Source organism: Microbacterium sp. ZXT2-5, assembly GCF_055329545.1.
Genome location: NZ_JBUZWD010000002.1, coordinates 175,588 through 190,196, shown reverse-complemented (window position 1 = coordinate 190,196; position 14,609 = coordinate 175,588). Strand labels below are relative to the sequence as shown.

The window sequence follows — 14,609 nt, the reverse complement described above, 5'->3', positions numbered from 1 at the left end:
AGGACCCGATGTGTGAGGAGCCGCGCCATGCCGTCTCACCCGATCCGGGCCGCGCGCCGGCTCGTCGCCGTCGTCGCCGCGCTCCTGCTCGCGACACTGCTCGTCCCCGCCGCGCCGGCGTCCGGTGCGTCGCTGCCCAAGCCCACGTCGATGACCGCGGTGGCACGCACCGATCCGGCGATCGCGGCGCAGCTGACGGGCGTGCCGGGCGCCTCGCTCCCCGCGGTGCTGGCCGCTGCCGGGACGCCGTTCGTGGTCGAGGTCTCACTGTGGGACGGGACCGAACCGGCGGCGTATCCGACCGCGACGACGGTGTCGCTCACCGCCCCCGGTCCCGGTCAGCTCAGCGTCGCGCAGGCCACCATCCCGGCGGGCGCCTCGCACGTGTCCATCACCACGTCGTACTCCGCCGCCACCGCCGCGATCCAGATCACGGCCAGCGCCCCCTACAAGAGGGCGGTCCTCGAGGCGACCACCGCCTCGTTCCCCGTGGACCTCACGCTCACCCTGCTCGACGGTCAGTCCCCCGCGCTGAAGAGCGGTGACGCCGGGGCGGACGGGAGCGGATGCACGACGGTGGACGCGTCGCGACCGATGTGCGGCATCCTGTCGCTGCCCAACGGCGCGGCCGGCAGCGTCGCGCTCTCGCTCGGTCTCTGCCCGGCCGACGCGGCATGCCGGCCCGGCGGCCTGGTGACGCAGTTCCTCGCCGACATGGAGGGGCTCTACACCCGCACGAGCCCGGCCCAGATGACCATCGTGTGCGACAAGACGCTGTGCGGGCAGGGCGGCGTGCCCCAGTACCGCGCGCAGTGGTCGCAGACGGCCACGGGCGCACTCGAGACGACCGCGACATGCCCCGCCAAGGGCGTCATCGGCGACGAGCAGGAGTACTGCACCGACACCGCGGCGAGCGCCCGCGACAACGCCGGCGATCTCCGCCTCGTGGTGCTGTTCCTGCGGGATGTGCGCGGCACCATCAAGTAGGCGCCGCCCTCAGCCCACCACCCCGAGCGAGTCCAGCACCCGCCGGGCATCCGCGCGGAGCCTCTCGTCCGCCGTGGCCTCGGCGAGGGCGAGGCGCAGCAGCGCCGGCTCGTATCCGCCGTACGTCCCGGTGTTGAGCAGCAGACCCTCCCGGGCCGCCGCCGCGGCCGGTCCTACGAGCCCCAGACCCACGAGGATCTGCGCCCGTACCCGATGCAGGCGGGCGAGCGTGTCCGGCGCCTTCCCCGCCGCGGTGGCGATGGTCCGGTCCACGAGGTCGAGAGCCTCGGCGGGTCGTCCATCGGCTGCCAGCGCCTCCGCGTACGCGGCATCCAGCAGCGCCACCTCCGTGGCCAGGTCCAGACCCGAGAGCACGGCCCGCGCGCGGTCGAACGACCCCCACGCCCGTGCGCGATCTCCGGAGCCGGCCTGCGCGCGCGCCTGCTCGCGCAGCGCGAGACCGACCAGCTCCTCGTCGTCGACACGACGCGCGAGGTAAAGTGCATCGGCGAGCGCGGCGAGCGCCTGCCGGTGACGCCCCTGCGCGACCAGCACGTCCGCCCGGTTGTACAGCGCGGTCGCCTCGTCGGCGTCGTCGCCGAGCCGGTGGAAGCCGGCTGCCGCGCGGGCGAAGGCGTCGATCGCTTCGTTCCAGTCGCCGGCGTTGTACGCGTCGATCGCGAGGTTGTTGAGAGTGAGCGTCTGTCCGCTGAGGTCGCCGAGGCGCATGTAGAGGTCCAGAGCGAGCTGCCCGTACGGGCGGTCCTCGTGAAGCGCCGAGGCTCCATACGACAGGTGGAGGGCGTTGCACGCGTTGGCGAGCACCTCCTCGTCGTGCGAGGCCTCCGCCCACTCGACCGCGCGCCGGCCCCAGCGCACCGCCTGCGCGTCTCGATGCTGCAGGTGGAGGCAGAAGCCGTACCACGTGGCGATGCGGGAGCGGACGGCGTCCGCCGCCCGTCCGTCGACCCCGTCCAGCACGCGCATAGCGCGGGTGAGCTGCGCCAGCGCGGCGCGGTATCTCCCGAGGCGCAGCGTGATGCGCGCCTCCTTGTGCAGCAGGTCGGCCGTGGCGACGGGGTCATCGCGCAGATCGCGCCGCGCGCGTCGCAGCGCGGTGAGGGCACCGGCGGAGTCGCCCGACATGTCGAGGCACTCGCCCAGGGCGACCGCGGCCGCGGAGCGCTCCGCGGGCGGCTCGGGCAGCTGCGCCGCCGCCTCCAGCGCGCGGGCGTAGAACGCCGCGGCCTGGGCGAAGGCGTACTTCGCGCGGGCCTCCTCGCCGGCGCGCAGCGAGTACGACCAGGCTCGGTCGAAGAGTCCGGCCTCATGGAAGTGGAGGCTGAGCAGGTCGGCGCCGGCCGCGGTCCCCGCGGAGGCCTCGAGCGTCACCGCGACGCGCTCGTGCATCCGCCTGCGCAGGCGGAAGGGCAGCCCGGCGTAGGCGACGTCGCGAACCATCGCGTGCCGGAACTCGAGCTCGCCGCCCTCCGACACCCGCACGAACTCGCGAAGGCGGTCGGCGAGGGCATCCGCGGTCACCGGCTCGGCGTGCACCTGCGCCAGCGTGGCCGCATCGAACCGCGCGCCGAGCACCGCCGCGAGCCGCAGCAGCGTGCGGTCGCCGGGCGGGAGCCGGTCGATGTCGACCAGCAGCAGCGCCTCGACGGTTACGGGCAGGTCGCCGGTCACATCGCCGACGTGGACGCTGGCGGCGAGCGAGGTGAGGAACAGCGGGTTGCCCGCGGCACGGTCGGTCATGGCCGCGAGGGTGTGGCGGCTGGGGAGGGCGCCGTCCACCGCCGACTCGAGCAGCTCGAGGGCCGCCTCCGGTGCCACTCCGCCCAGCTCGATCCGGCGATCGTCGTCTTCGCCGATCAGCGGGACGTGCCCGGAGGGGATCTCGCGTCGCGTCACGATGACGCACCAGGGGTGTCGCGGCGCCTCTTCCTCCAGGCGGAGGAAGAGCGCAGCGGATGCTTCGTCCATCAGGTGCGCGTCCTCCACGACGAGCACGGCCGGCTGGTCGAGGATCGCGGTGAGGAACTCGGTGGTGACCTGCTCGATGCGGCCACGACGGAACCGTTCCTCCAGCTCGTGGACCTCGCGTGTGACAGGCAGATCCAGATCGAGCGTCGCGCCGAGCAGGGGAAGCCATGGCACCAAGTGAGGCGCCTCGCGGCCCACGGTGCGTGTCAGCATCGCCGCCAGGTCGTCGGGGAGGATGTGCGCCCCGGCGCCGAGCACCTGGCGCAGCAGCATCCCGGCCGCCGCGTACGCGGTCTCGGTGTCGTACGTGCTCGGGGCCACGGCCAGCACGCGGGCGGAGCTCGTCGCGACGGCCTCGGCGACCAGACGCGACTTGCCGATCCCGGGCTCGCCCACGACGTCGACGACCGATCCCCGGCCGTCGGACGCCGACGACACCGCGGCGGTCAAGGCCGCGAGCTCGGCGTCGCGACCGACGAACGGCGTCAGCGCCTGCGGCTGCGCGCTGCGGACTTCGCCGACCACCGCGGCGTGCACCGGTGCGCGCCTCCCCTTCACCGTGAAGGGCGCCAGCGGCTCGGCCTCGAACTCCCGGCTCGATTCGCCGATGACCCGTGCGGTCGCGACCACCTGGCCGGGACCGCCGCGGCCGAGCAGGCGCGCGGCCAGGTTCACGGCGTCGCCCTTGACCGAGTAGGTGCGACGCCACGACGGACCCAGATCTCCGGCGAACACGTGGCCCGAGCTGACTCCGACCCGGATGCTCAGCGTGCCCCGGAAGTCGGCGATCGCGCGGGCGGTGCGCAGCATCCGGTCGCCGTCGCGGCCGGCGCTGCGGGGCGCCCCCGCGGTGAGCATGACCTTGCCGCCGTCCACGGCGATGTCCGACTCGAAGAACGTGGCCCCGTGGTCGAGGCACGCCCGCTGGACGGCGACGATCGCCTCGTGGATCGCGTCGGTCGCGTCCACGGCGCCGCGGGCGCGCAGCAGCGCGTCGGTGCCCGAGAACTGCACGAACCCGACGGTGACGGGCCGGTGCTCGGGTTCTGCCGCTCCGGCGCGCAGGTGCGCACGGATGCCCGGGGGCAGCGTGCCGGCGACGTCCGGCGTGCCGGCGATCTCGGCGTCGAGGCCGGCGGACGCGGCCGGCGCCGCCTCCGGTCGTGGCGGCGAGCGCAGCAGCCGCCCGATCCCCTCGGACCCGTCGACCGCCACCCCCGCACCGAGCAGGCCTTCCGGCACCGCGGCGGCCGCGGCGGCGCTGAGCAGGATCCTCCCCGCCCCGCAGGCCTGTTCCACCTTCGCCAGGTGGCTCACCTCCGGGCCGGCGGCGATCAGCTCGCGGTGACTGGCCGGGTCGCCCACGAGGAAGAAGTCGAAGCCGCCGGCGCCGGGGGCGCCGGAGTCGGAGTCGGAGCGGTGGATGCCGATCGACATGCGAAGCGGCGCCGATCCCGACCGCTGCGCCTCGTCGGCGCGCGCGAGGTCGCGCAGGGCCGTCCGCATCCGGTGCGCGGCGCGTGCGGCGCGGACGGTGTGCGCCTCGCCGCGGAGCAGCAGCAGCACGGCGTCACCGCCCCACTTGATGAGGTCGGCGCCCTCTTCCGACGCCGGTGCCAGCAGCGCGGCGAAGGTGCGATCAAGGGTGTCGCTGATGAGCTCGGCGCCGATGCGGCCCCGCCGTGCGAGCCGCTCGGTCAGCCGGGTGAAGCCCGAGATGTCCGCGAACAGCATCGTGCCCGGCAGCCTGCGGTGACGCTGGTCGGGGCGAGATCAGCCACTCGGCGACAAGGCGCGATGCATATGGCAACGCGGGATCACGCGACACGGCGCCCTCCGCCTCCTAGACTCACCGCAAGCGTGTCAGAGATTCGCTGTGGGGGCGATGGGGGGCGGTGCATGCGCTCGGCGACCGGCAGGACCGCGACGGGGCGGGAGACCGCCGCCGTGTTCCTCGGTCGCGAGCCCGAGATCACCCGTCTGATCGCCGCCCGCCGCGGAGCGACCGGACGCGTCGTCCTGGTGTTCGGCGAGGGCGGCATCGGCAAGACGTCGCTGATCCGCGCGGCGATGGCGCGGATGCCTGGCACCCACACCGTGCTGTGGGCCTCCGCCGATGCGATGGACCGGCGTCGCGTCCTCGGGCTGCTGCTCGATGCCTTCACGCCGATGCTGACCGACGGCGACCGGCGCCTCGCCGCGCGCCACAACGAGCACGCGATCGGAGAGAGGCTGCTGTCGCTCATCGACATCGCCGCGGCGAATCCGGCCGTGATCGTGCTCGAGGACCTGCAGTGGGCGGATGCCGCCTCGCTCCGTCTCCTCGCGCGGCTGGCGCGGACGCTGGGGCAGCTGCCGCTGCTGATCATCGGCTCGATGCGCACGCAGGCCCGCCACGAGACCTCGCCCGAGCTCGACCACCTCTTGCACATCCTCAGCGAACGGGACCTGCTCGTGCCGGTCGAGCTCGGCCCCCTCACCCCCGAGACGTGCACGGCGATCACCGAGCGGCTGACCGGCGGGCGGATCGGCAGCCTCCTCGAGCGCCATGTCGAGACGGCCGGCGGCAACCCGCTGTTCCTGACCGAGATGATCAGGGCGCTCCTGCGCGACGGCGCGGTGACCGTCGACGACCGGGGCGAGGCGGGAACCGACGCGCCGGTGGGCCCATCACCGTCGCTCGCGACGGTGATGATGCGCCACCTCGGCCATCTGAGCACGCCGACGCGTGAGCTGCTGACCTCCGCCGCGCTGCTGGGCACCCGGTTCTCCGTCACGCAGCTGCGCGTGGTCGTCGGCCGCCCGATGAGCGCGCTGGTGCCGTTGCTGCGAGAGGCGTTCGCCGCCGGTTTCCTGGAGGAGGTGGGCGCAGACCTGCTCGGCTTCCGGCACCAGCTCATCCAGGAGGTGCTGCTGCACGACCTGCCCGCCCCGGTGCGTGCGGAGCTCCGCCGCGAGTTCGCGATCCGACTGGATTCCGCGCACGTCGCGCCGGCCACCGTCGCCGCCCATCTCCTGCAGGCGACGACATCGCCGGAGGATCTGTCGTGGATGCTGCGCCTCGCCGAGGGCGCGGCGGTGAGCGCGCCCGGCACCGCCGCCGAGCTGTGGGGCAGGGTCGTCGAGGAGACCGCGCCGGGTGACCCGCTGAGCGTGCGCGCCATCGCCGGCCTCGCCCGGGCGGAGCTGAGCGCCGGCCACGCCGCGCAGGCGAGCGCACTCGCCGAGAGCGCCCTGCGGCACGACGTCCCCTCCGGCGTGCTGGCGGGCCTGTCGGCGACGTACACGCACGCCCTGATGCAGGAGCACCGCAACGCCGAAGCGCGGGATGAGGCGGAGAGGTACGCCGCGTCGGAGGTGCTGGAGCCGGCCGACCGCGCGGCGCACCTCGCCTTCGCCGGATGGCCGCGCTTCATGCTGGGCGACCTCGACGGGGCGACGCGCCTGGCCCGGGAGGGCGCCGCGATGGCGGCCGCGGTCGGCAACGCGGGCGCCGAGGCCCTCGCTCTCGCGCTGGGCGGGCAGATCGCCGACGTGCGCGGAGACCTCGACGAGGCCACCGCCCTGCTCACGCGGGCCACGGCGGTCGCCGACAGGCATCTGACCTTCGCATCCATCGAGGCGTTCCCGCACGCCCTGCTGGCGCTCGCGCTGACCGACGCCGGGCGCACCTCCGACGTGCTCGAGCTGCTGCAGCGGAGCGTCCGGGCGGCCGAGGAGTTCGGGTATCGCACCGGTGTCCTCGCCGCGCACGCGTTCGGGGCACAGGTGCTCGCGCAGGTCGGGAGTCTGTCGGACACCTGGGCCGAGCTCGAGGCGCACGGCTCGATGGTGGGGTCGATGGATGTGCGCATGAGCGGCCCCATCCTGGGACTGCGGGCGTGCGTGGCGGCCCGCCGGAGCGGACCCGACGCGGCCGGGGAATGGGCGGGGCTTCTCGATCCGGTACCCGATCGGGCCCGGTGGGCGGGACGCGGTCGGAGCTGGATCTGGTCCGGCCTGAGCCAGCGTGCGCACGCCGGCCGCGACGCCGGCCGAGCCTTCGGCGTGCTGCGGGAGGGCTGGCGCGAGCTGCGCGACGGCGACATGCAGATGGACTGCGCGGAGCTGGGTCTGGAACTCGTCCACGTCGCGCGCGTGGTCGCGGACGCCGACGGCCCGCAGCGCACGCCTGCGCTCGCACAGGCTCAGGAGGTGCTCGACGTGCTGACCGCGCTCGCCGACCGCAATCCCGGGGTCGACCACCTTCGCGCGACCGCTCTGGCCGTGCGCGGGCGGGCGACGGGATCGCCGGATCTGCTCGTCGAGGCGTCGCGGATGCTGGCGGGCACGCCCCGGCGAATGCAGCATGCGCGCACGAGCGAGCTGGCGGCGCGCGTGCTCCCCCACCGGGCCGACGAGCGCCGCGTGCTGGCGGAGGCGGCGTTGCAGTCGTACGGCGAAGCCGGAGCCGATCATGAGATCACGCGGGCCAGGACGGCATTCCGTCGTGCGGGGATTCCCGTGCGCACGCCGCGCCGGCCGCGACCGACGTCCGGGTGGGAGGCTCTCACACGCACGGAGGAGCGCGTCTCGGGACTCGTGGCCACCGGCGCCACCAACCCCGAGATCGCCGAGTCGCTCAGCGTGTCGCGGCGCACGGTCGAGACCCACGTGTCGAACGTCCTGAGCAAGCTCGGTCTCCGATCGCGCACCGAGCTGGCCCTCCTCGTCGCACGGCGCTCCGACGATGCCCGGTAGGTGCCGTCCGCGGTGGTCGCGAACCGGATGTCTTGCCCCGCCGTCGCGGCGGGCGTACCGTGAGCGCGGAGTGACGTCCGCCTGCTCACTGGGGAGGGAGACGGGCATGGGCGCGGTATCGCGGCGCGATTTCCTGCGGATCACGGGTGGGGCAGGCCTGGGCCTGTTCTTCGTCGGGACGGTCGGCGAGGTGCCGTTCCGCATACCCGTCGCGGCGGCCGCCATCCCGGGCGGCACTCTAAATCCCCACGCGGTGACGAAGTACGCCACCGCACTGCTGATCCCGCCGGTGATGCCGCGCACGGGGACGATCAGCCGGCGCGGCGGGAAGCCCATCGACGTGTACGAGATCTCGGTGCGGCAGTTCGAGCAGCAGATCCTTCCGGCCGGCATGCCGGCGACGACGGTGTGGGGTTACGGACCGGTCGACGGCCGGGGGCGCGACCCGCTCCTCATCCACAACGCCCCGTCGCTGACGATCGAGGCACGCGTCGACAGGCCGGCGCGCATCACCTGGATCAACGATCTCGTCCGCGCGGACGGGACGTACCTTCCGCATCTCCTGCCCGTCGACCCGACGCTGCACTGGGCGAATCCGCCGGGCGGCGTCGACGGCCGCGATTCCCGGCCGATGCACCAGGCCACCCCCGGCCCATACACCGGCCCCGTGCCCATCGTCACCCACGTCCACGGCGCGATCGACGTCGGCGACGAGAGCGACGGGTACGCCGAGGCCTGGTATCTGCCCGACGCTGGGGACATCCCCGAGGGCTACGCGACGACGGGCACCTGGTACGACTTCTTCGCGAGCAAGGCCGCCGCGCGGTTCGACACGCACTGGGAACCGGGATCGGCGACGTCCCAGTATCCGAACACGGGCAGAGCGGCCACGACGTGGTACCACGACCATGCGCTCGGGATGACCCGGCTGAACGTCTACGCGGGGCCGGCGGGATTCTTCCTCCTCCGCGGCGGGCCGGGTGGCGACGACGCCGTGACCGATGCCCGAACGGGCGCCCGAGCCGAGCTTCCGGGACCCGCGCCCCGCGAGGGCGACAAGTTCCCGCCGAACAAGCCGTACCGCGAGATCCCGCTTGCGATCCAGGACAGGGCCTTCGACTCCGACGGCTCGCTGTTCTACCCCGACACCCGGGCGTTCTTCGACGGGGTGGCCGGGCCGTACCTGCCGGACTCCGACATCTCGCCCATCTGGAACCCGGAGTTCTTCGGCAACGCGATCATCGTCAACGGGAACACGTGGCCGTTCCTGGAGGTCGAACAGTGCCGCTACCGCTTCCGGGTGCTCAACGGGTGCCAGTCGCGATTCCTCGTGCTCGACTTCAGCGGGATCCCAGGCGTCGAGGTGTGGGCGATCGGCAACGACGGCGGACTTCTCGCCGCCCCCGTCGACCTGACGTCGACGAACGGCGGTCGCCTGCTGATGAGTCCCGCGGAGCGCGCCGACCTGATCGTCGACTTCTCGAACACTCCCGAGGGCGCGCACGTGCTGGCCAACGTGGGGCCGGACGAGCCCTTCTCCGGCGGGGAGGCGCCGGACGCGTTCGACGTGGCCGATCCCGAGACGACGGGTCAGATCATGCAGTTCCGCGTCGGGCCGGTCCGCTCGCCGGATCACTCCACTGCGCCCCGGTGGCTCCAGCTGCCGTCGCTGCCCCCGCCGCCCACAGCGACGGTCACCCGGCGGCTGGCGCTCATCGAGCGCATGTCGGAGTTCTTCCCCGACGCGCCGGCGGAGGCCCTGCTCGGCACGGTGGCGGGTGACCCGGCTACGGGTCCTGCCGGGTACACCTCGCACGCCTGGGCGGATGAGATCACCGAGAACCCCGACGTCGGAGACGTGGAGATCTGGGAGCTGTACAACGCCACGGGCGACGCGCATCCGGTGCACGTGCACGAAGTCGCCTTCGAGGTCGTGGACCGCCAGGCGATCATCGTGGACGAGGAAGCCGGGACCGTCCAGCTGGTGCCCGGGACCACCAGGGCCGCCGAGCCCTGGGAGAGCGGCGTCAAGGACACCGTCATCTCGTATCCCGGTGAGGTCACCCGGTTGCGGATCACGTTCGACACGCCCGGGCAGTACGTGTGGCATTGCCACATCGTCGAGCACGAGGACAACGAGATGATGCGGCCCTACCGGATCGGGCCTGTGCAGCCGGGGCAACCGATGCCGCACCACTAGGCGGCGAAACACGAAACCCCCGGTCATCCGGGGGTTTCTTCACTGCTGGGGTACCTGGACTCGAACCAAGAACAACTGAAAGTCGTCTGGGGCTCGACTCCCCCATCCTGCTGTCGCAGAATACCGCGGATTTCCGCGGTTCTCATGCATCCAGTGTACCGGCCGGCACGGGAGCAGGCGGGCTCAATCTGAGTCTCGCGCGGAGTTTCTGGTCCCGTTTCTGGCCCCCGAGAAGGCGTCGCGCCCCGGACGCCGATGGGAGTGGGCTCCGGATGCCAGTTGGGGGCCAGACCCGATTAGCGGGGCTTCCGTAAGGAGATCAGTGCGGGACCTCGCCTCCACTCCTCCACGACTCGCGACACTCTTGGCCGCAGAGGCGGCCACCTACCCACTGAGCGTCACCCCCCCAATGAGGCGCGGGCTCCACAGGGCCGCTCGCTCCCAGGCGCGATTGAGGCCAACTGGCCGGTGCCTGGCCGTCGAACGCAAGACGCCTGCCACAATTTGGCTCCACGAGCAGCCACCGGCCCGGGCGTAGTTTGTGGCTGCGGCCGCGCAAACGCGCCCCACCGCTCCGAGGATCGGGGAAAGCCGGCCCGCGTGCGCCCAGCCCCCGGTCGTGAATGCCCGGCTCCCTGAGGAGCTAGTCGGCCGCGCTCACGTGGCCCTCGAAAGCTTCAGGCACGGTCGACTGGAAGAACAGCCGCATCGGCTTCTCCATGTCGGCCGACGGGTCGATGAGCCACTGCAGCTGCACGCCATCCCACGCGGCGATGAGCAGCCGAGCCAGCGTGTGCGGGTCGCGAGAACGGTCGATTCGACCGGCGCCCTGGTCGTACGCGAAGGCGGCCCCAAGCTCAGCAGCCTTGCGCTGGTAACGCAGTGTGAACCAGTCGTGCGCCGGGTGATCGGGCGCCGAGGACTCTGCAGCCAGGATTGCGAACAGTCGAAGCAACTCCGGCCGCTCGACGCTGCTGCGCACACGTTCGAGGGTTGCGGACACGATGCCGCGATCGGCGCACGCGGCATCGAAGTCGAACTCCTCATCCCCAGACGTCGTCCTGTCCGAACGTTCCAACACCGCTTCAAGGAGCTCGTACTTGCTGCCGAAGTGATGCACGATGCTCGTCAGGCTGACGTCGAGTTGCCGCGCGATGTCGCGAAGCGAGCCGCCGTGGTAGCCGTTCGTGGCGAACACCGTCGTCGCCGCGTCCAGGATGTCGCTCGAGCGCTGGGCTGATTTCGCATACGGCCCACGGACCCCGCTGTTCTTGGTTGCGCTCATCTTCGTGACACTACCCATCTCCGGCCCCTCTCGTCATCTGCAAGCGGGGAACCTGCCAACTGGTTTGAAAATGTAGCATCTGTTCCGGATTCGGTGTATGGTTTCGAATCACCAAGGGCGGCTTGCATACGAGCTTCGCCATGTTCACAAGGAGGTAAACATGACCACGCGCGCGTCCCGCGTTCGACGGATCGCCATCGCGACTGGCACATTCGTCGCAGCATCCGCGCTTCTCGCCGGCTGCACCGGCGGCGGTTCCACTGGCGGTTCCGAGGACATCAGGCTAGACGTCATGATGGGCGCTCAGGATTTGAGCGACGAACAGAAGGCCGCCTTCGAAGCAGACAACCCCGGCATCAAGGTAAACATCATCGCCTGGGACCCGACACGCCTGAACACCATGCTCGCCTCCGGCAACCCGCCGGACGTGGCGTTCAACAACGCGGTCGGCAGCGCGAACTTCAACGCGCGCGGCCTCGCGACCGACCTGACCCCGTACCTCGAGAAGAGCGACGTGATCACGGAGGACGACCTGCAGCCGGTCAACGACGCCTTCCGCTGGGATGGAAAGCGCAGCGGCGCCGGACCGATCTACGGCATCGTGAAGGACTGGAGCCAGGACAACGCGCTGTGGTACAACACGGCACTGTTCGACAAGGCCGGAGTCCCCTACCTCAGCGACACCGAGGCCATCAGCTATGACGAGCTGCTGGAAATCTCCAAGAAGCTGTCCGTCATCAACGGCGGCACCACCGAGGTCTACGGTCTCGGCATGGAATGGGCATGGACCCTCTACGGGCCGCTCGCGGCGATGGTGGAGCAGCAGGGCGGGAGCCTGTTCAACGACGACCTGACGGAAATCGATTTCACGACCCCCGAAGCGCAGAAGGCGCTGCAGTGGTTCGTCGACTACGGCCAGTCAGGCGTCGGCCCCACCTCGCTGAACCCGCTTCCCGACGGTTCGGACTACTCCACCTTCGCCGCGGGGCGGATGGCGATCAGCCAGGACGGCTACTGGTTCGGCGGCAACTTCGCCGCCGATGACGCGATGAAGACAGTCCGTTTTGCACCGGCTCCCACGATGGGTGACACTCCCATCGCGATGAGCTTCGGTGGTGCGGGGCTCTGGATCCCGGAGCAGTCGGATGCGAAGGACGCTGCCTGGAAGTTCATGGAGTACTTCCTGGGCGGGGAGCCCGCTGAGCAGCGCGCGTCCAGCGGATGGGGCATTCCCTCACTGAAGTCGCTCGCCGACAAGCTGCCGCAGGAGCAGGAGTACCAGAAGCAGGCGTACGAGGTCGTTCAGAACCAGCTGCAGTACACCGCGCCGCTGCCCGACTCGCCGTACATCTCGGCCCAGCTCCTGCAGGACACGATCGACAAGTACCTGCAGCAGGCCATCAAGGGAGACCTGACCGTCGAGGAAGCAGGAGCTCAGTTGACCGATGAGCTGAACGAGTCCCTGGCGCAGGGCGTGGACCAGCTCGGCTGACCGAGCCCGCAAAGGAGAAGTACTGATGGCTCGCAAGTGGACTCGGTATCCCAAACGGACGTTCTACGCGTTTGTGGCACCGTGGGCGTTGGGATTCTTGCTGCTCACAGCAGCGCCCATGGTGTATGGGTTCGTCGTGAGCCTGACCAACTTCGATGGTGTCTCACCTCGCTACAAGTGGGTGGGGTTGGACAACTACATCGAACTGTTCCAAGACCCCGACGTGTGGGCGGCACTCGTGAGGACGCTGGTATTCACTGCCATCGTCGTGCCGCTCACCGTCGGCGGGTCGCTCGGGCTCGCCGTCATCATCAACCGGCGGCTCAGGGCTGTGGGGCTGTGGCGGACCATCTTCTTCCTGCCCTCCGTGGTCCCGGTCGTCGCCATGGCGATCATGTGGAAGTTGGTGTTCAATAAGGACGCCGGGATCCTCAACGCGATGCTCGGTCTGGTCGGCATCCCGCCGGTCGGCTGGCTCGTTGACCCGATGGTCTTCTACTCCCTCATCATCCTGATGCTGTGGGGCCTCGGCGGAGGCATGATTATCATGCTCGCCGCACTCCAAGGTGTGCCGCAGGAGCTCGAAGAGGCGGCCATCGTCGACGGCGCCGGACGTTGGACCGTCTTCCGGCACGTCACGATTCCGATGATCTCGCCGATCCTCTTCTTCCAGCTCGTCACCGGGGTCATCGTGGCCCTGCAGGTCTTCGTGCAGCCGCTGCTGCTGACCAACTCGGCCGGCATCTCGCAGGCCGGCGGCGTGCCGGACAGCACCACCCTCTACATGGTGCAGGTCTACCAGGAGTTCTTCCTCAGCGGCCGGTTCGGCTACGGCTCCGCGATGCTGTGGGTCTTCTTCCTCATCATCCTCGGCCTCACCCTCGTCCTGCTGCGCTCCAGCAGGTCCTGGGTCTACTACGAAGTCGACGCCGACGCCGAACGTGAAGGAGCCGTCCGATGACGCTCACCGAAAACTCGGTCACCGAGTTCCCCACGCTGACACCCCCGTCCCCTCGCGAGCGGAGGAAGGCCAACAGGTCCTCATCGGGCAAGCGCCCCGGGGCGTGGACCTACATCATCATCCTCGCGCTCACCGCGTTCTTCATCGGCCCGTTCCTGTGGCTCGTGCTCGCCGCGCTGAAGACGCCGGCGGAGTGGGCGTCGCTGCCGATCCAGATCCTCCCGGAACAGCCGCAGTGGAACAACTTCGTCGACGCGCTGACCGATATGAACTTCATCGGATACGCCGGAAACTCGCTGTTCCTCGCGACGACGTACTCGGTCCTCATCACCCTGTCCAGCGCCGCCGTGGGCTTCGGGTTCGCCCGGCTCCGCGCCCCCGGAAAGAACTTCCTCTTCCTCATCGTGCTGGCCACGATGATGATTCCGCAGATCCTCACGCTGCTTCCGACGTACATCATGTTCGCCCGCATCGGGCTGCTGAACACGTACTGGCCCTGGGTGCTGTGGGGGCTGGCCGCGTCCCCCTACATGGTGTTCCTGTTCCGTCAGTACTTCTCCTCGCTGCCCAAAGAGTTGGAGGACGCCGCGATCATCGACGGCGCGGGTTGGTTCCGGATCTTCGCGACGATCTTCCTGCCCTTGTCGCGACCGATCCTAATCACGTCTTTCCTGCTGTCCTTCACCTGGACCTGGGGTGACTACATCGCTCCGGCGCTGCTCCTGGATCTGGACCGCACGACGTTGGCCGTGGCGATCACCGCCTTCTACCTGGACCCCAACGGCAACGCCATCCCCACTGTTCAAGCGGCCGCGGCAGTGATGTACATCATCCCGGTGCTGCTCATCTTCTTCTTCGCCCAGCGGTACTTCGTGCAATCGAACGTCTCATCCGGAATCAAGGGGTGACGCTGCGCCCGCAGCCCGAGCCCTGTGCGGTGGTCAAGCACACAAGC

The 14,609-nt window shown here is 70.5% G+C and carries 8 protein-coding genes; 6 read left to right on the top strand and 2 right to left on the bottom strand.

Annotation, left to right across the window (positions count from 1 at the left end; translation table 11 throughout):
- The first annotated feature begins 27 nt into the window (after window positions 1-27).
- Window positions 28-987, top strand: a complete 960-nt coding sequence (locus ACZBH1_RS14370; RefSeq protein ID WP_463646780.1) for a hypothetical protein — start codon at window positions 28-30, stop codon at window positions 985-987.
- Between the two features lie 9 nt (window positions 988-996).
- On the opposite strand, the gene ACZBH1_RS14365 is transcribed toward ACZBH1_RS14370, so the two are convergent.
- Window positions 997-4,710, bottom strand: a complete 3,714-nt coding sequence (locus ACZBH1_RS14365; RefSeq protein ID WP_463646779.1) for an AAA family ATPase — start codon at window positions 4,708-4,710, stop codon at window positions 997-999.
- Between the two features lie 165 nt (window positions 4,711-4,875).
- Here ACZBH1_RS14365 and ACZBH1_RS14360 point away from each other — a divergent pair, with 165 nt between their 5' ends.
- Together ACZBH1_RS14360 and ACZBH1_RS14355 are read left to right on the top strand one after the other, a co-directional pair.
- Entirely contained in the window at window positions 4,876-7,716 is a 2,841-nt protein-coding gene (locus ACZBH1_RS14360; protein ID WP_463646778.1) for a helix-turn-helix transcriptional regulator, read from the top strand.
- 106 nt (window positions 7,717-7,822) lie between these two features.
- Window positions 7,823-9,916: a multicopper oxidase family protein gene (locus ACZBH1_RS14355; protein ID WP_463646777.1), complete on the top strand. Its 2,094-nt coding sequence runs from the start codon at window positions 7,823-7,825 to the stop codon at window positions 9,914-9,916.
- Between the two features lie 643 nt (window positions 9,917-10,559).
- On the opposite strand, the gene ACZBH1_RS14350 is transcribed toward ACZBH1_RS14355, so the two are convergent.
- Window positions 10,560-11,201, bottom strand: a complete 642-nt coding sequence (locus ACZBH1_RS14350; protein ID WP_463646776.1) for a TetR/AcrR family transcriptional regulator — start codon at window positions 11,199-11,201, stop codon at window positions 10,560-10,562.
- 160 nt (window positions 11,202-11,361) lie between these two features.
- On the opposite strand from ACZBH1_RS14350, the gene ACZBH1_RS14345 reads away from it, so the two are divergent.
- The 3 genes from ACZBH1_RS14345 (at window position 11,362) to ACZBH1_RS14335 (ending at window position 14,562) form a co-directional block, all read left to right on the top strand.
- Window positions 11,362-12,693 carry an ABC transporter substrate-binding protein gene (locus ACZBH1_RS14345; RefSeq protein ID WP_463646775.1) on the top strand — a complete coding sequence of 444 codons (1,332 nt, stop codon included), beginning with the start codon at window positions 11,362-11,364 and terminating at the stop codon, window positions 12,691-12,693.
- A gap of 118 nt (window positions 12,694-12,811) precedes the next feature.
- Entirely contained in the window at window positions 12,812-13,654 is an 843-nt protein-coding gene (locus ACZBH1_RS14340; RefSeq protein WP_463646774.1) for a carbohydrate ABC transporter permease, read from the top strand.
- Window positions 13,651-14,562: a carbohydrate ABC transporter permease gene (locus ACZBH1_RS14335; RefSeq protein WP_463646773.1), complete on the top strand. Its 912-nt coding sequence runs from the start codon at window positions 13,651-13,653 to the stop codon at window positions 14,560-14,562. Before ACZBH1_RS14340 ends, ACZBH1_RS14335 begins: the two co-directional genes overlap by 4 nt.
- Window positions 14,563-14,609: the final 47 nt, after the last annotated feature.

Excerpts from the sequence above, each read along its gene's own strand:
- ACZBH1_RS14370 (WP_463646780.1), top strand. The coding sequence starts at position 28 with ATGCCGTCTCACCCGATCCGGGCCGCGCGCCGGCTCGTCGCCGTCGTC.
- ACZBH1_RS14365 (WP_463646779.1), bottom strand. The coding sequence starts at position 4,710 with ATGCTGTTCGCGGACATCTCGGGCTTCACCCGGCTGACCGAGCGGCTC.
- ACZBH1_RS14360 (WP_463646778.1), top strand. The coding sequence starts at position 4,876 with ATGCGCTCGGCGACCGGCAGGACCGCGACGGGGCGGGAGACCGCCGCC.
- ACZBH1_RS14355 (WP_463646777.1), top strand. The coding sequence starts at position 7,823 with ATGGGCGCGGTATCGCGGCGCGATTTCCTGCGGATCACGGGTGGGGCA.
- ACZBH1_RS14350 (WP_463646776.1), bottom strand. The coding sequence starts at position 11,201 with ATGAGCGCAACCAAGAACAGCGGGGTCCGTGGGCCGTATGCGAAATCA.
- ACZBH1_RS14345 (WP_463646775.1), top strand. The coding sequence starts at position 11,362 with ATGACCACGCGCGCGTCCCGCGTTCGACGGATCGCCATCGCGACTGGC.
- ACZBH1_RS14340 (WP_463646774.1), top strand. The coding sequence starts at position 12,812 with ATGGTGTATGGGTTCGTCGTGAGCCTGACCAACTTCGATGGTGTCTCA.
- ACZBH1_RS14335 (WP_463646773.1), top strand. The coding sequence starts at position 13,651 with ATGACGCTCACCGAAAACTCGGTCACCGAGTTCCCCACGCTGACACCC.